Origin of the sequence: Collinsella sp. AM20-15AC (assembly GCF_003471405.1) — a bacterium.
Classification (GTDB): Bacteria; Actinomycetota; Coriobacteriia; order Coriobacteriales; family Coriobacteriaceae; genus Collinsella.
This window is the reverse complement of sequence record NZ_QRJA01000032.1, coordinates 1-20551: the sequence shown is the minus strand read 5'-3', so window position 1 is coordinate 20551 and position 20551 is coordinate 1. Positions and strand designations below refer to the sequence as shown.

The following is a 20551-nucleotide window of genomic DNA, read 5'->3' as shown; positions in this document are numbered from 1 at the left end:
TCGGCGTGTTCGGGGCCGTGCTCGCCGTCGCCGGGCGCCTGCCGCTCGGGCCCGCTCCGCTTGCGGTCGCCTGGGCGGGCATCGTGCTGGGCAGCCTGCCCCTCTACGCGCTGGGGCTCGGCGTGGCCCTGCGCCTCGGCCGCAACGCCGTCATCGGCACCGGCGCGGCGGGGATGCTCCTCGCATTCTTCTCGGTGGGCGGACTTGCGCACGGTCTCATGACCGGCGAGCTCACCGGTGCCCTGGCGACGCCCCTGAGCTGGGTGCCGCTCGCCTGGCCCGCGCGCCTGGGGTCGCTCGGGGTTGAGGCCTTCATCGACGCCGCACGCGCGGCGGGCCCACTCCTCACGACTGCGCTCGCTGGCCTCGTGCTCACCCTGGCAGCCGACGCCGTCCTTCTCGCCTGGTTCTGCCGCTTCGAGGACGGGAGGGCAGATGCTTAGGAGGCCGCTCGCCTCCATGCTCGTCCTCCTCTCCGCAGCGCTCGTCCTGGGCGGGAATGCCCTGCTCGACGCCGGCTGGGGGTCGGCACTACGCTCGATTGCCGACCGCGTGCTGCCCAACCCTGAGATCGTCATGTTGGCGCCCGCGGCTGCGTGCAGGGTTCTGGACCGCTGAGTGCGGCGCTAGTACAATTCCGACGAGAGTTTCAGGAGGTCAACATGGCGAGGATACTGGCAGTGGATGATGAACGGGCGATCCTCGACGCGCTCGCGCGCGTCCTCGGCCGCGACGGCCATGAGGTCGTCAGGGCGGCGGACCCGACGACGGTCCCGGGGATGGACCTCTCGCGCTTCGACCTCGTGCTCTGCGACGTCATGATGCCGGGGCTTGACGGCTTCGAGCTCGTGCGGCAGATCCGCCCGGACTTCGACGGCCCCATCGTCTTCCTGACCGCGCGCGTGGCCGAGGAGGACGCCGTGGCCGCCTACGGCTTGGGCGCCGACGACTACGTCCGCAAGCCCTTCGGGGCCGCGGAGCTGCGCGCCAAGGTCGCGGCCCATCTACGCCGTGAGCGCCGGCCGCGCTCGCACGCCCTCTCCTTCGGAGAGGTGCGGATCGACCTCGGGGCGCGCGGCCTCGCCGTGGGCGGCGAGGCCGTGCCGCTCACGCCCACCGAGTACGCCATCTGCGAGTACCTCGCCCGCCACCCCGGGCAGGTCATGAGCCGCGCGCAGATACGCGAGGCGGTGCTCGGTTGGGAGAGCGACGCCGACGACGCGGCCATATCCATGCAGGTCAGCCGCGCCCGGAGGAAACTCTCCGAGGCCGGCGCCGATCCGATCGCGACCGTCTGGGGGATGGGGTACAAGTGGCAGCTCTGAGGATCGGGGCGCGAGGTCGCGGGGGCATGCCGCTCTCCTTCGTCATCGCGCGCTACTTCGCCTACGCGTTCGCGGCGGTCCCCATGGCGTGGCTTGCCTCGTTCATGGTGCTCTCCGTGGCGATCAACGCGGGCTTCGTCTACGAGGCAAGCTGGGGGCCGGCCAATGCGCGCGAGGTCGCGGAGGGCCTGGCACGAGACGGCGTCTGCGGGCAGCAGGACGTGCCGACGGCGTACCGCTACCTCATCCTGAACAAGGACGGAAACGTGCTGATGACAGACCTCGAGGGCACGCGGCTCGAGGGCGCGGCGGAAATGGCCCGTGCGGCACTCGCCGCGGATCCGGGCACAGTGGAGATCGAGGGCGGGGGCTCGGGCCTCACCTACGCCGCGTTCCCGCTCAAGGGCGGCGGGGCCTGCGCACTCGTCAGCGAGTACCTGCCGCAGTGGGTCTCGCGCGACCTCGCCGGCCTGCTTCCCAACCCGCAGAACCTCATGCTCGTCGGCGCCGCGGCGGGAAGCGCGCTCGCGCTCGCGCTCGTGGCGCGCCGCGCGAGCCGCGTGATCTCGCGCAAGATGGCGCCGCTCGCGGAGGCGGCGGGGCGCGTCGGCGCGGGGGAGCTCGACTTCGCGGTCGGCAGCACCAACGTGCGCGAGGTGAACGACGTCCTCGCCGCGATGGACGCCATGCGGGCCTCCCTCGCCGAGTCGCTCGAGGCCCGCTGGGCCGCGGAGCGGGGGCAGCGCGAGCAGGTGGCGTCGCTCGCCCACGACCTCAAAACGCCGCTCACCGTGCTGCGCGCCAACGCCGACTTCGTGGCGGAGGAGCTTGAAGACGAGAAAGACGCCGACCTCGCGGCCGCCGCGCGCGACATAGCCGGCAGTGTCGAAAGGCTCGACGGCTACGTGCGCCTGCTCATCGAGGCCTCGCGCGGGTCCGGCGGGGCGGAGAGGGCCCCCATGCGGCCGGCCGAGCTCTGCGAACAGGTCCTCGCCGAGGCCGCCCAGATCGCCCGGGCGCGAGGCGTGACGCTCAACGCGGCCACGGGCCCCGCTGTCGCGGGCGCGCCCGAGGCCCCACTCGACCGAACCGCCCTGGCGCGAGCCGCCGCGAACCTTGTGGTCAACGCCGCCGAGCACGCGCGCTCGCGCGTGGCGGTCTCCTGCGACGTCGCGGGCGGGCACCTCGTCATCGAGGTGTCCGACGACGGACCGGGCTTCTCTCCCGCCGCCCTCGAACGCGGCTGCGAGCGCCTCTTCACAGACGACTCCTCCCGCTCCTCACGCGACGGAGGCCGCCACTACGGGCTCGGCCTCCACGTCGCCTCCGAGGCCGCGAGCGCCCACGGGGGCTCCGTCTCGCTCGCCAACAGCCCCTCGGGCGGCGCGGTGGTCACCATCGCGGTCCCCCTGTGCGGGATCTGACGACTTCCTCGATGTCTACCTCGACTGCGATATGTCGCTCGTCGAGGCCGCGACGAGATGGTGTTGCGTCTGCCCCGCTTGGTGCTTCTAGCTCAAATTTGATCTGATGTAAGGCTCGTGCAATCCTGCATGGGCCGTTCTTTTGGCAATTGCTCGACCGATTCGTGGCTTGAAACACAAATTATCGAGTTAAGGAGACATGGGGTCACACAGCGGCTCTCAGAGCGCCCGCCGCACTCCCCCGCCATTACCCTGCGGCGTCCTCGTATAGAGCCCATCCTGCTTGGCGTTTCGTTGCAACAGCCCACTTGTCCACCGATCAAGTGAACTACTGGAATAAATACAGCGACACGCTTGTCCGTTATAGTCGCTATATCTGTGTTAATCGCCGCGATAAATACAGCCTGTACTCGGCTGCATACCAGCTACGCGTATGTAGATTCATATCGCGTTAATAAATCGGCTCAAGCGCGTGCAAAACGCGCAAGTAGCCGCAAAAGGCGATTATCGCGTAGGTAGATTTTTGGCACCCTGTTGCTTACTGAAAATTAAGCAATTGCTTAAAACAAAAAAGGTCAGGCACTAAGTGCCTGACCTGCAAACTTCTGGTCGGGACGACTGGATTCGAACCAGCGACCCCTTGACCCCCAGTCAAGTGCGCTACCAAGCTGCGCCACGTCCCGAAGCTTTTGTTTGTTGCTCTGCTTTCGCTCGCAACAGGGAGTATATTAACCCGAAACTTTGTCCTTGTGCAAGAACTTTTTTACAAATTTTGAAGCAAGTCCAAAATTGTATCTGCGAGCTGGGGTTTTGTTAGTACGGGTAGTTCTTGCGTACCCGCTATGCTCACGATCCAAGCCTTGTTGGTGTCGGTTCCAAAGCCCGAATCGGCGCGTGAGACATCGTTGGCGATAATGGCATCGCAGCCTTTGCGGGTCAATTTGCGCTCGGCGTACTCGACGACGTTATCAGTCTCGGCTGCAAAGCCGATTACGAGGCGATCGCCCTTTTGGCGTGAAAGTTCGGCCAAGATGTCAACGGTCTCGACGAGCTCGATTCGATCCAGGCGCTCGTTGGCCTTTTTGAGCTTATGGTCCGCTGGGGCCGCCGGCGTGTAGTCGGCGACGGCGGCGGCGCAAATGGCCGCGTCGGCCGTCTGGAAGGCGCTCAGCGCTGCCTTGAGCATTTCTGAGGCGGTCTGTACGTGCACGCACTCCACACCGCGGGGAACGTCGAGCGATGTCGGTCCCAGCACGAGCGTGACGGCGGCACCGCGACGTGCGGCCTCCCCCGCCAGGGCGATACCCATCTTGCCCGAAGAACGGTTGCCAATGAATCGCACCGGGTCGATCGGCTCGTGCGTGGGGCCGGCGGTGATGACGATGCGCTTGCCCGTCAGGTCTTGCGGCACGGGGTTGAGCACCTCACAGACAGCCTCGACGATGTCCTCGGGCTCGCTCATGCGCCCCGTGTCCACGTCGCCGCAGGCAAGGTAGCCGCTGCCGGGTCCCACCACATGGACACCGTGCTCGCGCAGCGTGGCCATGTTGGCCTGCGTCGCCGGCGCCTTCCACATGCCATTGTTCATGGCCGGCGCGATCACAATGGGTCGCGGCGTGGCGAGCAGCGTGGTGGAGATGAGGTCGTCGGCGATGCCGTTGGCCATCTTGGCGATGATATTGGCCGTCGCGGGCGCCACGACCACCAAGTCGGGCTCCTGCGCCAGCGAGATATGGTGGATGGGGTCAGATGGGTCGTCGAATAGCCCAACCGCGACCGGCTCGTTGGTGAGCGCACGGAAGGTAAGCGGCCCCACAAACTCCGTGGCATGCTCGCTCATAACGACCTTGACGCGCGCGCCGCGCTTTTGCAGCAGGCGCACGATATTGCACGACTTATAGGCGGCGATCCCGCCGGTAATACCCAGCAGGATCGTTTTTCCCTCAAGTTGCATTGAATTGTTGGGCGCCGCCATCGTTTAAGCTTCCTTGCTCGGGAGCACCAGCAGACGGTGGCAGTATGGGCAGTGCGTAATTGACCTACCGTCGTGGTTGAGATCGCTCATGGACGATGCTTGCAGCGCGGTGTGGCAGACCGTAGGGATGTTGCCCTTGATGGTCTCGACGGCCAGGCCGCGGAACTGCTTGAGCAGGCGCTCATAATCGGTGAGCACGTCGGTCGGCAGCGTAGCGGCAAGGGCGGTGCGCTCCTTGGTGGCGGCGTCAATCTGAGCCTGCAGGTCGGCGGCCTTGGCGCGGGCGGCCTTGGTATCGGCCTTCACGCCCTCCTCGAACTTGGCGATGATGGCCTGCGCGCGAGCCTCGCGGTCGAGCGCCTCCTTATGGGCGACGACGACATCCTTGCGGGTGTGCTCGATCTTGTCCAGACGCTTTGCCAGGGTGGCAAGTTCATTCTCCAGGTCCTGAACCTCGCGGTAGTCGGAACCGTCGACGTGACGCTTCTTGGCAGCCTCGATGGCGTTGTTGGTCTGAATCTCGGTGGTGTTGAGATCGTCGAGCTCAATGTCCAGATCCTTGCGCTGAGCATAGAGCTTGGTCATCTCGGACTTAAGCTTCACATAGGTTTTACGCTTGGAAGCGAGCTCCTTGAGCTCCGGCATATTGGCAAGTTCGCTCTTGTTGCGGGCGAGCTCCAAATCGATCTGTTGCAGCTTGAGTAGCGTAGCGCCGGCGCTCATAAGTTCTCTCCTTTTGTCACAGTCCACCATTGGCAAGGGTTCAATATTTTAATCGTATGACGGGGGTCGACCCCGGCGTCAAGTGCAGAGTTCATCAAGATATCCACGAACGGCTCTTCGGAGCGGTCGTGGCCGAGCAGAATCACACTCAGGCCACGCAAGGCAAGGTCCTGCGCCACGTGGTAGCCAGCCTCGCCGGTCACGATAACATCTGCGTTGGCAGCGATGGCAAGCTCTCTAAAGTCGCCCAGGGAGCCGCCCAATAAGGCGACGGTGCGGCACGGGTGCTCGGCCTCGCCCCACACGCGCGGGTCGCTGCCAAACGCCGTGGCGGCACGATTGGCGAGATCGCGCAGGTTGCAGGCGTCATGGAGGGTCGCAAGTGCGCCCAGACCGGTGAGCTCAGGCTCGTCCACATGCTCCAGCGAGCTCATGGGCTCTGCGCCCAGCAAATCGCTCAGGCGAACGCGCGCTTCGTGCGAGCGGTCCAGGTTGGTGTGAAGCGAGATGATGCTCACGCCGCAACGAGCCGCTTCGTACAGTGCAGCGCTGCACTGGGGACGTGCGGAATCGGCCGGACAAAAGGCCTCGGGCGCCTTGATATAGATGGGATGATGAGTCAGCAGCACGTTGGCGCCCGCCTCGAGAGCGCGGTGCACGTTGGCCTCGGTCGCGTCGAGTGCGCAGGCAACACCGGTGATCTTTGCAGCGGGATCTCCCACAGATAGCCCAACATGATCCCAGCCCTCGGCGTCCGCCTTGGGGTAGCGCGCCAGCAGCGCACGTTCCAGCTCGGAGACGATCATGCGGCACCTGCGATCGAGAGCAGCGTCTGGGCAAACTCGTCCAGATCGTCCGGATTCACGCGGTCGTCAAAGGAAATGCGCAGTGCACCTAGTGCCTGCTCGCGACCAATGCCCATGGCGCTGAGCACATGGCTCGGGTCCATGCTGCCGCTCGAGCACGCCGAGCCGGCCGAAACCTCAAAGCCGGCGGCATCGAGCTTGACGATGAGCTCCTCGGAGTCCATGCCATCAACGTAGATCGACACCATGCCCGGCAGGCGATCGGCCTGTGCGTAGTCGCCCATGGTGGCATGAATACGCGGATGAGCCGTAAGCGTGGCGTAGAGCTTGTCGGAAAGGGCTTGCAGCTTCGCGCGCTCCTGAGCCACATGGGGCGTCAGAGATGAGGCGGCAGCGGCAAAGGCGAGCTGCGTTCGCAGGTCTTGCGTGCCGGCACGACGACCGGCCTCCTGTCCGCCGCCAAAGATGCGCGGGCGCAGCGGCGTGCGGCTCTTAAGGTAGAGTGCGCCAGATGCCACGGGACCGCCAATCTTGTGGGCTGCGACGGACATGGCGTCGACGCCCAGCTCGGTGACATCGAGCGGAATATGCAGATACCCCTGGATGGCATCGGTGTGGAACAGGGCGCCAACGGTATGCGTGGCCGCGGCAAGCTCGCGGATGGGCTGCACCACGCCGGTCTCGTTGTTGGCAACCATGATGCTCACGAGCGCCACGTCGTCGCCTAGCAGCTCGACAAGCGTGGCAGGCTCAATGTAGCCCATGCGGCAGGGCTGCACCAGGTCGACGGTAAAGCCGGCGGCACGCAGCAACGGCAGGTTGTCCAGAATCGAATCGTGCTCGATGGCCGAAACGATTACACGATTGCGCTTGCGATCGCGCTGACGAGCGCCCTCGGCAAGACCGAGCAGCGCCAGCTGGTTGGCTTCGGTGCCGCCGTTGGTCAGTACAATCTCGGACGGGCGGACGCGCGCGCCAAAGCTGCGGGCGATCTCGCGACGTGCAACCTCCAGACGCGTGGCAGCCTTGCGGCCGAGCGAATGCAGCGAGTTGGGGTTGACGCCGGCAAGCTCGCTGTCGTCGTACTCGCGCTGCGCAAGGAGCGCCTCGGCGCGCATGGGCGTCGAGGCGGCATAGTCAAGATTCACGGGTATGCGGTTTTGACCTGCGGTCATAAGGGTTTATGCCTCCTGTGCGGCCTCGTTGCCCAGCTTCTGCAGCAGCGCAACCTCGGCGGCGGGATCTTCGGACTTAAATACGGCGGAGCCGGCTACGAGCACGTTGGCGCCGGCCTTGACGACCTCGGCGATGTTCTTGGAAGAGATACCGCCATCGACCTCGATCAGGGGCGAAACGCCGTGGCGCTCACACATGGCCGTAAGCTCGTGCAGTTTGGCAATAGTACCAGGGATAAAGCTCTGGCCGCCAAAGCCGGGGTTCACGCTCATGAGCAGCACCATGTCGACAACGTCGATGATGCTCTCGAGAACGCAGACGGGCGTTGCGGGGTTGAGTACCACGCCGGCCTTGACGCCGCGCTGTTGCAGATGCGTGATCGTGCGGTGCAGGTGCGTGGAGGCCTCGTAGTGCACGGTGATCATGTCGGCACCGGCGTCGGCGTACCAATCGACCGTTTCGTCGGGGTTCGACACCATCAGGTGCGCATCGACCGGTACATCGGTGGAGCGCTTGACGGCCTTAAGGATGTCGACGCCAAAGGTGAGGTTACCGGTAAAGTGACCGTCCATAACGTCGAAGTGCACGTAGTCGGCACCGGCGATCTTGTCGAGCTCGCCCTTGAGGTTGGCCATGTCGGCCGAAAGGACGGACGGAGCGATTTTGATGGAACCCATGGTAGTAGCCTTTCTGCGCTAGTCGGTGAGTCCGTAGAACTCTTGGGAGGGTACGCGGTCGGTAAGAATCTCGAGCGCCCTATCCAAAGTAACACCGTTGTAGAGCGTCTGCTCCACGGCAAAGGTGAGCGGAATGTCTACGCCCAGTGAACGGGCGAGCTCGCTGACGCTGCGGGCCGCGACGGCGCCCTCGACCACCATATGCGTGCGTGCCTGGTACTCTTCGAGCGACACGCCATGAGCAAACTCGTAGCCAAAGGTGCGGTTGCGCGAATGCTCCGAAGTACAGGTAGCAATAAGGTCGCCCATGCCGGCAAGCCCCATGCAGGTCATAGCCTGGCCGCCGCGGGCGTGCACCAGGCGGCTGATCTCGGCCAGGCCGCGCGTCATGATGAGAGCGAGCGTGTTATCGCCCGCACCCGAACCGGCGGAGATGCCGCATACGATGGCAATGACGTTTTTCATGGCGCCACAGACCTCGACACCGGTCATGTCCTGCGACAGATAGATGCGGAAGGCCGTGGACAGCAGCAGCTCCTTAAAGGTCTCCCCCACCTGCTGGTCTTTGCTGGCGATGACGGCGGCAGAAAGTCCGCCGCGGCAAATCTCCTCGGCATGGTTGGGGCCCGAAAGCGCCGCCACGCGCGACTCGTTGCCGATCTCGCTGGCGATAACCTCGCTCATGAGCAGGCCGGACTCGGGCTCAATACCCTTGGTGAGGCACAGCACCGGCGTCTCGTCGGCGATGAACGGCGCCGCCTGATGGCACACGTCGCGCAGGTGCGTCGAAGGCACGGCAAAGATAATGGCCTCGGCGCCGCCGAGCGCCTGGGCCAAGTCCGTCGTGGCGACAACGTTTTCAGGCAGCACGTAGTCCACCAGATAGCGCGGGTTGCGATGCTCGCAGTTAATGCCAGCGGCCGTCTGCTCGCTATGGGCCCACATGGTCACGCGCTCGGCTCGCGCGGCGGCAAGGCCGGCAACGGCAGTTCCCCAGGAGCCGGAGCCAATCAGCGCAACATTCATGACTCTCTCCTACTTATCGTCGGGCTCGGTGACGCGCTTGGTAAACGAGAGCTTGGACTCCTTACCCGTCATGAGCTTTTGGATATTCGCGCGATGGGCCCACACCACGGTGATGCCGATCATCGCCATGCAGAACTTGAGGTCCAGGCTGCTGTACGGAAAGACCGCGCAAGCAGCGATAGGAAGTCCGATGGCTGCGGCAAGCGAACCCACCGACACATACTTGGTGATGGCAACGGCTACGATAAACATGCCCAGCAGCGACAGGCCAATGGGCCAGTACCAGGCAAGGATCACGCCCAGACCAACGGCGATACCCTTGCCGCCGTGGAAGTTGAGATAGGGCGAGAAGATATGGCCCCACACGGCTGCCAGGCAAATGACACCGAGCATCCAGTCGCCGGGGGCTCCGGGCGCCATGATGCTTACGGGGAAGCCATAGCCCACGCCCGCGATGAGCGGACGGGCGATAAGGACGCAGATGGCGCCCTTAAGGCAGTCGAGCAGCAGCGTGAGCGCGGCCACCTTGGGGCCGGCCACGCGCAGCGCGTTGGTGGTGCCGATGTTGCCGGAACCCGCCTTGCGAATGTCCGTGTGGTTGAACACGCGGCCCAGGATCAGGCCAAACGGAATCGCCCCGATAAAGAACGAGACCACGGCGCAGATGGCGGTCAGCAGAATCGGATTATGCATCCTTTTGTTCCTTCTTCCTAAAGAAGAGTCGAATGGGCGTGCCGGCAAAATCGAAAGTCGAGCGCATGCGGTTCTCCACGTAGCGCTGGTAGGTGTCGTTGACCAGGTCGCTGTGGTTGACGAAGAACGTGAACGTCGGCGGGTTGATGCCCGTCTGAGTCACGTAGTGCATGCGCAGGCGGCGCTTGCCGTCCACCACGGTGTGGCCGAACTCGCGCAGGTCGGTGAGGAAGGTGTTGAGGCGCGAGGTGGTGATCTTTTGCGAGCGCGTCTTCTCGGCGGCGTCGACCATCGCCCAGATCTTCTCGACGCTGCGGCCGGTCAGGGCAGAGATGCGCAGGTACTGGGCCCAGGGAGCCATAACGCCCAGACGGCGGTCGACGGTCTCCATGCAGGCCTCGCGCTTGCGGTCGTCGTCGAGCAGGTCCCACTTGTTGAGCAGCACCACGATGGCGCAGCCGCGCTCGATGGCCAAGCCCATGACCTTCTGGTCCTGCTCGGTGACGCCCACAGAGGCGTCGACGACGAGCAGTGCCACGTCGGCGCGATCGATGGCGCGCAGGCCGCGGACCATCGAGTAGTACTCGATGTTCTCGTACACGGTGCTCTTCTTGCGAATACCCGCGGTGTCAACCATGCGGTAGTGCTTGCCGTTGCGCTCCACGACGGTGTCGATGGCGTCGCGCGTGGTGCCGGCAATGTTGGACACGATAGAGCGATCGGCGCCCAGGATGCGGTTGAACAGCGACGACTTGCCGGCATTGGGGCGGCCGATGATGGCGACGTTCAGGGCGTCGGGGAACTCATCGGCGACCTCGTCCTCTTCCTCCGGAAGCAGGGCCACGATATCGTCGAGCAGGTCGCCCGTGCCGTGGCCATGCAGGGCCGAGAGTGGCGTGGGCTCACCGACGCCGAGCGAATAGAACTCCCAGATGCTGTCGTTCTCGCGATCGGGGTTGTCGAGCTTGTTCACCAGTAGAAAGACCGGCTTGTCGCAGCGCTTGAGCATGCGGGCGACCGACTCGTCCTCCTCGGTGACGCCGGTGCGGCCGTCGACCACAAACAGGATGACGGCAGCTTCCTCGGCGGCGGCGAGGGCCTGGTCGCGGATGGACGTGGCAAAGACGTCATCGCTCTTGAGCGGCTCGATGCCGCCCGTGTCGACAATGGTGAACTCGCGGCCGTTCCAATCGGCCGTGTGGTATGAGCGATCGCGCGTGACGCCGCGGGACTCATGGACGATGGCGTCCGAGGTTTGGGCCAGGCGGTTAACGAGCGTGGACTTGCCCACGTTGGGGCGTCCGACGACGGCGACGATTGGTTTCATCTGCTCTCCTTTAATGGATAGGGTCAGCGGAATTAGTAGAGTCTGCGGGCACAATGCCAAGGATATGCTCCAGGGTATCGAGCAGCTCATGCGGCATGGTCGACACCACATGAACCTCGGCGCCGCGACTGGTAAGGCTTGCGAGTAAATCGTCACGATGATACTCGTCAAGCGTCATGCCGTCAGCGTTGAACATGAGCTTAGGCACAAAGAGCATAACCCCCGACAGATCTTGGGGCAGCTGCTCCAAGATGTCACACGCGACGATGAGGCCGGTCACGTCCACGTTGCCGCCGAAGTAGCGGTTCTTGATGGCCGTAACAGTGCCGCCGAGACCATGCGGCGACTCCACAAAGCGCGCCACGGTGTCGCGCGCGCTGGCGCCGGAGAGGCACAGCAGGTGCTGGCTGCGGGCGGCGATGGCCTCGCGGACGCGGGCCAGTCGCTCGGCATCGGTAGCCAGCACGTCGTCGGTCTCGTCCAGATACGAGCGGATCATGCCGATGCCGTCGTAGTACTGCGGGTAACCGTCGTAAAAGTCTGCCTCGGGAGGATCGATGCCAGCGTCCAGATAGAACTCATCGCTCATCTGGAAGGTGTGGCGGCCAAAGCGCTCATAGGCGCGGTCCTGGTAGGGACGGATCATGGCAATGGTCTCGCGCGCTAGCTCGGGCTTGTCGCTGTAGGACCAGCTAAAACGGTTCTGATGCTTGGTAAAACCGAGCGGCACAATGCCCAGGCTTGTGATTTGCTCGTGCTCCTCGCAAAAGCGCAGGGTCTTTTCCAGCTCCTCGCCGTCGTTCATGCCGGGGCACAACACGATCTGCGCGTGAATCTCGATGCCGGCGGCCATGATGGTCTCGAGTACGTCCATGCCTCGCTGAGCGTTACGGCCCATCATACGACGGCGGACGTCGGGGCTCACAGCGTGGACCGACACGTTCATGGGACTCATGTTGCGCTGGATGACGTTTTGCACGTCCTCGTCGGTGAGGTTCGTAAGCGTGACAAAGTTGCCTTGCAAAAAGCTTAGGCGATAGTCGTCGTCGCGAATATAGAGCGTGGAGCGGCCGCCCTTGGGGAGCATGGTCATAAAGCAGAACACGCAGGCGTTGACGCAGGTACGCATGCCGTCGAAGATGGGGCCATCGAACTCCAAACCCCAATCCTCGCCGGGAAAGCGGTCGAGCTCGACGGGGGTGACGGTGCCGTCGCGCGGATCGAATACCTCGAGCTCGACGGTATCATCGTCGGCCTCCCAGAGCCACACGATCATGTCGGTAAGCTGCTCACCGTTGACCGTGAGCACGCGCATGCCCGGCTCGATACCCACATCCCACGCGGGCGATTCGGGACGCACGTTCTTGACGAGCGCGCCCTCACCCGGCTCGGGGTCGCGGCTGCGCCCGTAATCGGCCACCTCGGCGGCGTATGCGGGTACGGTCTGGTCCATGGTTAGCGGCAAAGCTCCTTGATGCGCGTGACGGCGCGTTCGATGTGTTCTTGCGGGGTGGAGGCTCCGGCGGTGATGCCGATGTGGTGAGCGTCGGCAAACCACGCGGCCTGGAGCTCGGAAGCTTCCTCGATGTGATGCGTGCGCTCGCAGGCGTCTGCGCAAATCTGCGCCAGGCGGCGGGTGTTGCCCGAGTTCTTGCCGCCCACGATGACCATGCAGTCGCAGCGGTTGGCAAGTGTGGCTGCTGCCTGTTGACGCTCACTCGTGGCGGCGCAGATGGTGTTGATCACGCGCAGCTCCTGCACGCGCGGGGTGATAGCAGCCACGACCTCGGCGAGGTTCTGCGCAGTCTGGGTGGTTTGCACGACGAGGCCTACCTTGCCCTTGAGCGACAAGGCGGTGGCGTCGGCGGCACAGCTCACGACCTGTGCATCATTGCCGGCGTGGCCCAAGATGCCCTCAACCTCGGGATGGCCCGGCTCGCCTACGACTACCACGCGGTAGCCCTCGCGTACCAGGCGCTCGGCGGCCACATGGACCTTCTTCACGTAGGGACAGGTGGCGTCGACCACGGTAAGGCCGCGCTCGCGGGCAGCATCGATCACTTGCGGCACCACGCCGTGGGCGCGGATGATCACGGTACCGGTTGCGGCGCTATCCAGGTTCTCAGCCAGGCTAACGCCTGCCTCAGCGAGCTCGCGCACCACGATAGGGTTATGGATGAGCGGACCCAAGGTATGGACCTGAGTGCACTCCCCTGCCTGCGGCGCAGCGGCCAGCGCCATATCGAGCGCACGCTGTACGCCGTAGCAAGTGCCGGCGTGGGCGGCGATCTCGATGGTAGGCGCGGTGGCTTGGTCGGACGCGGTCACGGCAGTGTTCGTCACGTTCTCGCTCATGGCTAGAACCTGCCCGGATGCTCGGCGCACAGCTCGTCTCGCATGGCGTAGACGCGGTTCATGGCCTCGGACTCAAACCAGGCCAGGCGCTCCGTACGCTTAAGCCCGGCCGGCGCGTCCGAAAGCGAGACGGCCTTGCCGGCACGAATCCAGCACTTCTTGGGACGCATGAGCTTTTTGCCCGCGGGCGTGATGTCGGACCAGCCACAGATGGCAAGTGGGTTGACGGGCGCCTTGCCCATCTGAGCGATGAGCGCAAAACCGCCATGGACCTCGGGCTTGATCTCGCGCGAGCGGATGCGCGTGCCCTCGGGGAAGATCAGGACGTCCTCGCCGCGCTGCAGCGCATGCTGGGCGGCGCGCAGGCACTTCATGTCGGCGGTGCCGCGCTCCACGGGAATGCCGCCCACGCGGCTAAAGGCCCAGCGTACGATCTTGCTCTTGGCGAACTCGGACTTAAAGATGGGGCGGATGCGGCGCCCGCCAAAGAACAGCGCCGTCTCCACGGCCAAGAGCTCGGCCATCGAGGTGTGGTTGCAGATGACCACGCTGCCGCGTCCGTCCTGGCGCTCAAACAGCAGGTCAGCGTCCTCGACCTTCCAGCGCCACATGAGCTTGGAGAAGGCCCACAGGATGGCCATGACCACGACGACGGTGCCGCGGATGAGCGCCGGGAACTCGGCATAGGGGGCGTTGTAATAATCCTCGGGCGTCTGCTTAAACAGGCGCATGGGCTACCTCCTTTGGTTGATGAGGTCCTCGATAATGCGGACGACCTCGTCGATGGTATGGGCGGTGGAGTCAACGTGCACGGCGTCCTCGGCGGGCACGAGCGGCGCGACCTCGCGGCTGCTGTCAAGCTTGTCGCGCTGCTTAAGGGCGTCGAGAGTCTCGTCGACCTCGGCCTCGAGCTGCTCGGCAGTAAGCGGCTGGGCGTCGTTTTGGTGACGCTGCAGCACGCGGCGGCGGGCGCGCTCGCGCGGGTCAGCGGTCAGGAAGACCTTTACTTGCGCGTTGGGGAATACGACGGTACCGATGTCGCGACCCTCGGCCACGATATCGCGGTCCTCGGCGGCGCGGCGCTGGTGAATGAGCATGGCGGCGCGCACGCCCGGGTAGGCCGAGACCTTGGATACGTTGGCGTCGACCTGCGGGGTACGGATGGCGGCCGAAGCGTCCTGGCCGTCAATGGTCAGGCGCGTGTCCTCGCCGGTGCCGTTGGTAAAGCGAATCTCGATCTGCTCGGCGAGGGCGTCGATGGCCGCCTCGTCGTCCAGGTCGATGCCGCGGTCGAGCGCGGCGAACGTGACGGCGCGATACATGGCGCCCGTGTCGAGCTTGTTAAAGCCCAGCTGGCGGGCGATCTCCTTGGCGATGGTGGATTTGCCGGAACCGGCGGGGCCGTCGATGGCGACGATCATGCAATGCTTCCTTTCGATGGTTGACGTGCTGGTATGGTTCGGGGCGCTGGGGCGCGGCGGGTTGCCTAGCCTGTGTAGCGCTCGCGGTAGGTGTTGCGCTTGGGTGCGGAGCCGTGGCTGCCGTGGTGACGCGTGCGGCTGGCGGGCGTATCTTGGGGCTTGCCGCCGTTGCGCTTGGCGCTCGCCTGCTTGGGCGGGATGCCGCCGGCCTTGAGGATCTGCACCTCGCGGTCGGTGAGCTCGCGCCATGAGCCCTTGGCCACGCCCTCGAGCTCAAGGCCGGCAAAGTTGCAGCGGTGCAGGCGGATCACAGGATGGTGAATCTTGCCCAGCATGCGCTTGACCTGGTTTTTACGACCCTCGCGGATTATGACCTCCACGGCGGTGGTGCCGGGTTTGACGCCCTGGGGAGCTACGGCCTCGGCCTCGCGCGCGTTGATGACGCGGCAGATCGCCGGCTGGCACAGGCCGTCGTCGAGCTCGATGCCGCTGCGGAGTGGTTCTAAGTCGCGATCGGTCAGGTGGCCGTCCACGAGCGCCTGGTAGGTCTTATAGACATGCTTGCTGGGGTGCAGCAGATCCTGCGACAGGTCGCCATCGGTGGTAAAGAGCAAAAGGCCTGTGGTGTCTCGGTCCAGGCGGCCCACCGGGAATAGTCCCGGAAAGCGGTCGCGGGGGACCAGGTCGGCCACGCAAGGGCGCTCCTGCGGGTCGCTCATGGTGGTGAGGTAGCCGGTCGGCTTGTAGAGCATCAAGTACACGGCGCCCTGGTTGAGCTTGACGGGCATGCCGTCGACCTCGATATGGTCGCGGTCGACGTCGACCTTGGTGCCCAGTTCGGTCGCGACCTGGCCGTTGACGGTCACGCGGCCGGCAGTCATCAGGTCTTCCGACCCGCGGCGGCTCGCCACGCCCGCGCGCGCCAAAAAGCGCTGCAGGCGCATGGTGTGCGGATAGACGGGCTGGGCGTCGGACTCGTGCGTATCCGCGTTGGGTACCGCAGCGCCGGCGCGCGTCTCCCCTACTTCGTTAATCCTCGTCATGCAAATCCTCCGAGGTCTCGTCGACGACCAGGGTCTCCAAGTCCTCGATTGCCTCAACATCGTCAACATCGGTATCGAGCAGTTCGCGCTCCTCGTCCAGGTCCTCGGCCTGCTCCTCGAGCGTGGACTGAATGCTGCGGCCGCTCAGGCGTTCGCGGATAAACTGACGCGACTGCTCGTCGGGGGCAAACTGCTCCAGGTCGGGCAGGTCGCGGGTGGAGCGCAGACCGAACTTTTCCAAGAAGGCGTTGGTCGTGCCGTAGATGATGGCCTGACTGCGCTGGGGGTCGCGTCCGAGCTCGCGCACCAGACCTTTGTCCACGAGCGACGCGATGACGCCGTCAGAATTGACGCCGCGGATGCCTTTGACCACCTCGCGCGTCACGGGCTGGTGGTATGCGATGACGGCCAGTGTTTCGAGCGCCGCCTGCGACAGCTTTTGCGTGTCCCAGCTCAGCACATAGGCCTCGACCACGTCGTGGTAGGCGGGATGCGTAAACAGGCGCCAGCCGCCGGCGACCTCGCGCAGCTGAAAGCCACGGTTGGCCTCCTCGTACTCAACCTTGAGCTCGGCGAGCAGCGATGCGCACTCGCCGGGGGCGATATCCAGCGCACCTGCCAGCGCGGGCGCGCTCACCGGGTCGCTCGACACCAGCAGCAGCGCCTCGAGGGCGCCTTTGAGGCTGTTTGCCTCCAGCGTGGAAAGGGTTGACATGGTTGCAGCTCCTATTCGGTGAGCTCGGGGCCCTCGCCAGGCACGTATGCCTCGGCGCCCTCGATGCGGTTGATGCGGATGGTTCCAAAGATCTCGTCCTGGCTCAGCGTGAGCGAGCCGCGCTTGGCGAGCTCGAGCATGGCCAGGAAGGTGACGACGAGCTGCTCGGTGGTGGCGTCGCCGTCCAACAGCTCGCGGAAGGTGCAGGTTTGGTGCGCCATGGTAAAGCGGTCGACCGAGGCCACAGTCAGGTCGAGCGGAACGCGATGCGGCGCCACGTGTTCGGCCTCCAACAGGAAGGTCTGGCGCTTGCCGTCCAGGTCGGCGCAAATGACGGCCAGGCCGCGCAGGGTAATGCCGGCCAGGTAGTCGGGCATGAGCCCCAGGAACTCGGGGTCGGGGCCGGCCACACGCGGATGCATGCGGCTCTCGGCCTGCATCCGCGCGCCAAGGGCTGCCGCCGCGCCCTTAAACTGCTTGTAAGCGATCAGGCGCTGAATCAGGACCTCGCGCAGGGCGTCGCCGTCGAGCGTGCTGAGCTCCTCGAGGTCTTCGTCGAACTCGCCATCGTCGTCATCGACTTTGCGCGGGGCCTCCTGCGGTACCAGAGAGGCGGCCTTGATGTCCAAAAGGGTTGCCGCGACCAGCAAAAAGTCGCTCGCCACGTCCAGGTCCAGCGCCTCGATGCGCTCGGCCTCGGCAAGGTACTGCTCGGCCACCTCACTGATGGAGATGGCGCCGATATCTACTTTTTGGCGGGTTACCAGCTGCAGCAGCAGGTCGAACGGCCCGCTGTAGACCTGAGTCGACACGCGATACGACATCTTCGACCTCCTTTGACGGCGCCTTCGCGGCGCGGTTTGGGTGCATGTTGCGACCGTTTTGCGCGGTCGACCTGTAAGTTTACCTTAGATGCCGGCGATTGCGAAGTTGAGCAGCCACTCGGCCAGCGGATACACGGTAACGTCGAAATAGCGGCCGATCACATCAATGCCGGTCCACATGGGCAGCAGATACAGCACGATGATGAGGATGGGCATGGCGTATTGCTGCAGGTGGTAGTAGTTGTTGAGCGCCTTGCCTTTGAGGAACGGCACGATGATCGACGAGCCATCGAGCGGCGGGATCGGGATGAGGTTGAAGAATGCGAGTGACAGGTTAACCACGATAAACGTGGCGCCGAAGTTCATGATCTGTGACGCCAGGGCAAAGGAGATGCCGGTGTAGAGGTTGCCGTACGCCAAGTGCATGAGTGCCGCGGCAAGGCACGCGAGTGCGATGTTCGACGCGGGGCCGGCCGCGCTCACCAGGACCTCGTCGCGCTTGGGGTGCTTGAGGTTGTTGAGGTAGACGGGCACGGGTTTGGCGAAGGCGAACACCGGGCCGCCGGCCGCGAGCATGAGCAGCGGCAGGATGATGGTGCCAAACGGGTCGATATGGTTAAGCGGGTTGAGTGACACGCGGCCGCGCGAACGGGCCGTCTTGTCGCCGAGCGCCCAGGCCGCGGCGGCGTGTGCGCTCTCGTGGATCACGATGCCCACGATGACGGCGACGGCGCTGGCGAGCAGGTTCATGAGGTAGCTGCTGGACATAGCGCTCCCCTAGCGGACGCGGCGCGAGGCGCGCGTGAGCAGGTAGTCGATCACAAACAGGATCACGGTGACGATGGCGTAATCCAGGCGGAACACGCCGCCAAAGGGCGACGTGATGACGCCATAGCCGGCGATGGCGCTCGGCAGTGCGCGCGAAAGCTCAACGACAAAGCCTACGATCTGCAGCTTGGCGGTGAGGCCGCTAAAACACAGCAGCACGGTCATCGCGCTCATAAAGATGCCGCAGATGCGACAGGCGATGGCGATGATGCTCATCGCCACGGCAGCGGCCTTACGAGAGTTCACGCGCGGTCTCCTCTTCGATCTGGGTGGAAAGCTCCAGCCATTCGTCCTCGAGCTTGGGCAGCTCTTGCTTAAGGCCGTTATATTCCCCCAGCGCGGCGTTGAACTTGTCTTGATCGGCATAAAGCTCTTCGCTTGCCATCAATTCCATAAGCTCGTCATAGCGGGCGCGCTTTTTGTCGAGCTCCGTCTCGATCTTCTTGAGCTGGTTACGCACGCCCTTGAGCTTTTTGTTGAGCGCAGCGCGGGCTTGGGCCTCGGCGCGCTTTTGCTCCTTGGTCTTTTTGCCCTCGGCAGGCTTGGGGGCGGCGACGGGGATGTCGGCCTGGGCGGCGCTGGCCTTGGCGGACTTGGTCGTGGCCGGCGCGCTCTCCGTGGACGCCTCGGCGGCGGCGCGGGCTGCGAGGTCCTCGCGCTTGTAGAGGTAGTAGTCATAGTCGCCGTCGTAGACCGTGACTTGTCCGTCGCGGATGTCGATGACGCGGTTGGCCACGGCGCGCACCAGGTGCTCGTCGTGGCTGATCAGCACGATGGTGCCGGGGAAGTTTTGCAGGGCGTTCTCGAGCATGTCCACCGAGTCGATGTCTAGGTGGTTGGTGGGCTCGTCCAGGCACAGGAGCGCCTCGGGGGCCACGAGCATCTTGGCCAGGGCCAGACGCGCTTTTTCGCCGCCGGAGAGGACGCGAACCTGCTTCTCGATGGAATCGTTGTCGCTAAACAGGAAGGCGCCCAGTAGGCTGCGCTGCTGCGGCACGGTCCACTTGGGCGTGACGGTGTCGATCTCTTGCAGGACGGTGTTGGACTCGGTCATGCCCTCGAGCGCGTGCTGGGCGTAATAGGCCACGCCCACGTTGGTGCCCAGGTCGCGGGTGCCGGTGGTGGGCGGCTCCAGTCCGGCGATGATCTTCATGAGCGTGGACTTGCCGGCGCCGTTGGGGCCGACGAGCGCCACGTGCTCGCCGCGGTAGAGCTTGAGGTCGATATCGCTGTAGATGTGTTTGTTGCCGTAGGACTTGGAGACGCCCTCCAGGCCCACGACCATATCGCCGGAGCGCGGTGGGTCAGGGAACTTAAAGTCGATGTGCTTGTGGCCCTCGGGCAGGATGACGAGCTCCTTTTTGATCTGCTCGATCTTGCGGATGCGCTCCTGAGCCTGGGCAGCCTTGGTGGGCTTGTAGCGGAACTTGTCAACGAAGACCTGCATATGGGCGATGTCGCGCTCCTGGGCGGCGCGCTTGGCGCGCATCTGCTCCAGGTTGTCCTCGCGCTGCTTGAGGTAGCTACTGTAGTTGCCGGTGTAGGTGGTCACGCGGCGGTTTTCGAGAGCGGCGACATGGTCGACGCAGGCGTCCATGAAAGCGCGGTCGTGGCTGACGATGAGGACGGCGCCGTCGTAGTTGGCGATAAAGCCGCGCAGCCACTGGACGCTTTCGAGGTCCAGGTGGTTGGTGGGCTCGTCCAGCAGCAGCAGGTCGGGGTGGCGCAGGAAGAGCTTGGCGAGCGCGATACGCATCTGCCAGCCGCCCGAGAACTCGGAACACGGGCGCTCAAAGTCGGTAACTTTAAAGCCCAGGCCGGACAGGATCTTGCGGGCGTTGCTCTCGAGCTCGTAGCCGCCCAGGTGCTCAAAGCGGTCCTGGACCTGGCCGTACTCGTTAAGGAGTGCGTCGACGTCCTTGCCCTGCTCGGAGAGCTCGGTGATTTGGGCCTGCAGCTCGTTAGCGCGCTCGCCCATGCGGCGGATTTCCTTGGCGGCGGCCATGACCTCGGCGAGGATGGTGGTGTCCTTTTGTTCCAGGTTGGTTTCCTGCTCTAGGTAGCCTACCTGGCAGTCCTTGGCGTACTGGACCTGGCCGGAGTCGGGACTGTCGATGCCCATGATGATCTTGAGCATGGTGGTTTTGCCGGCGCCGTTGGGGCCCACGAGCGCGAAGCGCTCGCCGGGGTTGATCTGGAAGGACGCGCCGCTA

At 64.5% G+C, this 20551-nt stretch carries 20 protein-coding genes, 1 tRNA gene and 1 pseudogene; 3 read left to right on the top strand and 19 right to left on the bottom strand.

Annotation, left to right across the window (positions count from 1 at the left end):
- The 3 genes and pseudogenes from DW233_RS10285 to DW233_RS09110 form a co-directional block, all read left to right on the top strand.
- Nucleotides 1-443: pseudogene (locus tag DW233_RS10285) on the top strand (lantibiotic ABC transporter permease); the annotation flags it as partial.
- A 219-nt stretch (nucleotides 444-662) separates the two neighbouring features.
- Entirely contained in the window at nucleotides 663-1325 is a 663-nt protein-coding gene (locus tag DW233_RS09115; RefSeq protein ID WP_118267874.1) for a response regulator transcription factor, read from the top strand.
- Between the two features lie 26 nt (nucleotides 1326-1351).
- Nucleotides 1352-2749, top strand: a complete 1398-nt coding sequence (locus tag DW233_RS09110; RefSeq protein WP_118267872.1) for a sensor histidine kinase KdpD — start codon at nucleotides 1352-1354, stop codon at nucleotides 2747-2749.
- 606 nt (nucleotides 2750-3355) lie between these two features.
- Here the strand turns inward: DW233_RS09110 and DW233_RS09105 are convergent.
- From DW233_RS09105 to DW233_RS09015, 19 genes are all read right to left on the bottom strand, one after another.
- Nucleotides 3356-3432 (bottom strand) — tRNA-Pro (locus DW233_RS09105).
- Between the two features lie 80 nt (nucleotides 3433-3512).
- Nucleotides 3513-4724: a bifunctional phosphopantothenoylcysteine decarboxylase/phosphopantothenate--cysteine ligase CoaBC gene (gene coaBC / locus DW233_RS09100; protein ID WP_233547979.1), complete on the bottom strand. Its 1212-nt coding sequence runs from the start codon at nucleotides 4722-4724 to the stop codon at nucleotides 3513-3515.
- A gap of 3 nt (nucleotides 4725-4727) precedes the next feature.
- The gene (locus DW233_RS09095) at nucleotides 4728-5447 is read right to left on the bottom strand and encodes a zinc ribbon domain-containing protein (protein WP_118267870.1); all 720 of its coding nucleotides are present in this window, start codon (nucleotides 5445-5447) and stop codon (nucleotides 4728-4730) included.
- Entirely contained in the window at nucleotides 5444-6253 is an 810-nt protein-coding gene (locus tag DW233_RS09090; protein WP_118267868.1) for a Nif3-like dinuclear metal center hexameric protein, read from the bottom strand. The genes DW233_RS09095 and DW233_RS09090 overlap by 4 nt, the downstream gene beginning before the upstream one ends.
- Nucleotides 6250-7428 carry a cysteine desulfurase family protein gene (locus DW233_RS09085; protein ID WP_118267866.1) on the bottom strand — a complete coding sequence of 393 codons (1179 nt, stop codon included), beginning with the start codon at nucleotides 7426-7428 and terminating at the stop codon, nucleotides 6250-6252. The genes DW233_RS09090 and DW233_RS09085 overlap by 4 nt, the downstream gene beginning before the upstream one ends.
- Nucleotides 7429-7434: 6 nt before the next feature.
- Nucleotides 7435-8106, bottom strand: a complete 672-nt coding sequence (gene rpe / locus DW233_RS09080; protein WP_118267864.1) for a ribulose-phosphate 3-epimerase — start codon at nucleotides 8104-8106, stop codon at nucleotides 7435-7437.
- Between the two features lie 18 nt (nucleotides 8107-8124).
- Nucleotides 8125-9132 (bottom strand): NAD(P)H-dependent glycerol-3-phosphate dehydrogenase, encoded by a 1008-nt coding sequence (locus tag DW233_RS09075; protein WP_118267862.1) that lies wholly within the window; start codon nucleotides 9130-9132, stop codon nucleotides 8125-8127.
- A 9-nt stretch (nucleotides 9133-9141) separates the two neighbouring features.
- Nucleotides 9142-9825 carry a glycerol-3-phosphate 1-O-acyltransferase PlsY gene (gene plsY, locus DW233_RS09070; RefSeq protein WP_117861904.1) on the bottom strand — a complete coding sequence of 228 codons (684 nt, stop codon included), beginning with the start codon at nucleotides 9823-9825 and terminating at the stop codon, nucleotides 9142-9144.
- The gene (gene der / locus DW233_RS09065) at nucleotides 9818-11152 is read right to left on the bottom strand and encodes a ribosome biogenesis GTPase Der (RefSeq protein ID WP_117654759.1); all 1335 of its coding nucleotides are present in this window, start codon (nucleotides 11150-11152) and stop codon (nucleotides 9818-9820) included. The genes plsY and der overlap by 8 nt, the downstream gene beginning before the upstream one ends.
- Before the next feature lie 10 nt (nucleotides 11153-11162).
- The gene (locus DW233_RS09060) at nucleotides 11163-12605 is read right to left on the bottom strand and encodes a DUF512 domain-containing protein (protein ID WP_118267860.1); all 1443 of its coding nucleotides are present in this window, start codon (nucleotides 12603-12605) and stop codon (nucleotides 11163-11165) included.
- Nucleotides 12606-12607: 2 nt separating this feature from the next.
- On the bottom strand, nucleotides 12608-13507 hold the full coding sequence (locus DW233_RS09055; RefSeq protein ID WP_117757988.1) for a 4-hydroxy-3-methylbut-2-enyl diphosphate reductase: 900 nt from the start codon (nucleotides 13505-13507) through the stop codon (nucleotides 12608-12610).
- Nucleotides 13508-13509: 2 nt separating this feature from the next.
- A complete protein-coding gene (locus tag DW233_RS09050) occupies nucleotides 13510-14238 on the bottom strand; it encodes a lysophospholipid acyltransferase family protein (protein ID WP_117806927.1) in 729 nt (242 codons plus the stop codon).
- A 3-nt stretch (nucleotides 14239-14241) separates the two neighbouring features.
- Nucleotides 14242-14928, bottom strand: a complete 687-nt coding sequence (cmk, locus tag DW233_RS09045) for a (d)CMP kinase (protein ID WP_117636034.1) — start codon at nucleotides 14926-14928, stop codon at nucleotides 14242-14244.
- Nucleotides 14929-14993: 65 nt separating this feature from the next.
- Nucleotides 14994-15971, bottom strand: a complete 978-nt coding sequence (locus tag DW233_RS09040) for a pseudouridine synthase (protein WP_118267859.1) — start codon at nucleotides 15969-15971, stop codon at nucleotides 14994-14996.
- Complete coding sequence (gene scpB / locus DW233_RS09035) at nucleotides 15958-16686, bottom strand: SMC-Scp complex subunit ScpB (protein ID WP_117803200.1); 729 nt, start codon at nucleotides 16684-16686, stop codon at nucleotides 15958-15960. Before scpB ends, DW233_RS09040 begins: the two co-directional genes overlap by 14 nt.
- 11 nt (nucleotides 16687-16697) lie before the next feature.
- On the bottom strand, nucleotides 16698-17510 hold the full coding sequence (locus DW233_RS09030) for a ScpA family protein (RefSeq protein ID WP_118267857.1): 813 nt from the start codon (nucleotides 17508-17510) through the stop codon (nucleotides 16698-16700).
- 84 nt (nucleotides 17511-17594) lie between these two features.
- Nucleotides 17595-18278 carry a site-2 protease family protein gene (locus DW233_RS09025; RefSeq protein WP_118267855.1) on the bottom strand — a complete coding sequence of 228 codons (684 nt, stop codon included), beginning with the start codon at nucleotides 18276-18278 and terminating at the stop codon, nucleotides 17595-17597.
- 9 nt (nucleotides 18279-18287) lie between these two features.
- Nucleotides 18288-18584 carry a hypothetical protein gene (locus tag DW233_RS09020; protein ID WP_233540650.1) on the bottom strand — a complete coding sequence of 99 codons (297 nt, stop codon included), beginning with the start codon at nucleotides 18582-18584 and terminating at the stop codon, nucleotides 18288-18290.
- On the bottom strand, nucleotides 18571-20551 hold a 1981-nt coding region (locus DW233_RS09015), incomplete at its 5' end, for an ABC-F family ATP-binding cassette domain-containing protein (protein WP_147357151.1). The genes DW233_RS09020 and DW233_RS09015, both read right to left, overlap by 14 nt.

What these genes read in the sequence shown, in the direction of transcription:
- DW233_RS09115 (WP_118267874.1), top strand. Translation starts at nt 663, where the DNA reads ATGGCGAGGATACTGGCAGTGGATGATGAACGGGCGATCCTCGACGCG.
- DW233_RS09110 (WP_118267872.1), top strand. Translation starts at nt 1,352, where the DNA reads ATGCCGCTCTCCTTCGTCATCGCGCGCTACTTCGCCTACGCGTTCGCG.
- coaBC (WP_233547979.1), bottom strand. Translation starts at nt 4,724, where the DNA reads ATGGCGGCGCCCAACAATTCAATGCAACTTGAGGGAAAAACGATCCTG.
- DW233_RS09095 (WP_118267870.1), bottom strand. Translation starts at nt 5,447, where the DNA reads ATGAGCGCCGGCGCTACGCTACTCAAGCTGCAACAGATCGATTTGGAG.
- DW233_RS09090 (WP_118267868.1), bottom strand. Translation starts at nt 6,253, where the DNA reads ATGATCGTCTCCGAGCTGGAACGTGCGCTGCTGGCGCGCTACCCCAAG.
- DW233_RS09085 (WP_118267866.1), bottom strand. Translation starts at nt 7,428, where the DNA reads ATGACCGCAGGTCAAAACCGCATACCCGTGAATCTTGACTATGCCGCC.
- rpe (WP_118267864.1), bottom strand. Translation starts at nt 8,106, where the DNA reads ATGGGTTCCATCAAAATCGCTCCGTCCGTCCTTTCGGCCGACATGGCC.
- DW233_RS09075 (WP_118267862.1), bottom strand. Translation starts at nt 9,132, where the DNA reads ATGAATGTTGCGCTGATTGGCTCCGGCTCCTGGGGAACTGCCGTTGCC.
- plsY (WP_117861904.1), bottom strand. Translation starts at nt 9,825, where the DNA reads ATGCATAATCCGATTCTGCTGACCGCCATCTGCGCCGTGGTCTCGTTC.
- der (WP_117654759.1), bottom strand. Translation starts at nt 11,152, where the DNA reads ATGAAACCAATCGTCGCCGTCGTCGGACGCCCCAACGTGGGCAAGTCC.
- DW233_RS09060 (WP_118267860.1), bottom strand. Translation starts at nt 12,605, where the DNA reads ATGGACCAGACCGTACCCGCATACGCCGCCGAGGTGGCCGATTACGGG.
- DW233_RS09055 (WP_117757988.1), bottom strand. Translation starts at nt 13,507, where the DNA reads ATGAGCGAGAACGTGACGAACACTGCCGTGACCGCGTCCGACCAAGCC.
- DW233_RS09050 (WP_117806927.1), bottom strand. Translation starts at nt 14,238, where the DNA reads ATGCGCCTGTTTAAGCAGACGCCCGAGGATTATTACAACGCCCCCTAT.
- cmk (WP_117636034.1), bottom strand. Translation starts at nt 14,928, where the DNA reads ATGATCGTCGCCATCGACGGCCCCGCCGGTTCCGGCAAATCCACCATC.
- DW233_RS09040 (WP_118267859.1), bottom strand. Translation starts at nt 15,971, where the DNA reads ATGACGAGGATTAACGAAGTAGGGGAGACGCGCGCCGGCGCTGCGGTA.
- scpB (WP_117803200.1), bottom strand. Translation starts at nt 16,686, where the DNA reads ATGTCAACCCTTTCCACGCTGGAGGCAAACAGCCTCAAAGGCGCCCTC.
- DW233_RS09030 (WP_118267857.1), bottom strand. Translation starts at nt 17,510, where the DNA reads ATGTCGTATCGCGTGTCGACTCAGGTCTACAGCGGGCCGTTCGACCTG.
- DW233_RS09025 (WP_118267855.1), bottom strand. Translation starts at nt 18,278, where the DNA reads ATGTCCAGCAGCTACCTCATGAACCTGCTCGCCAGCGCCGTCGCCGTC.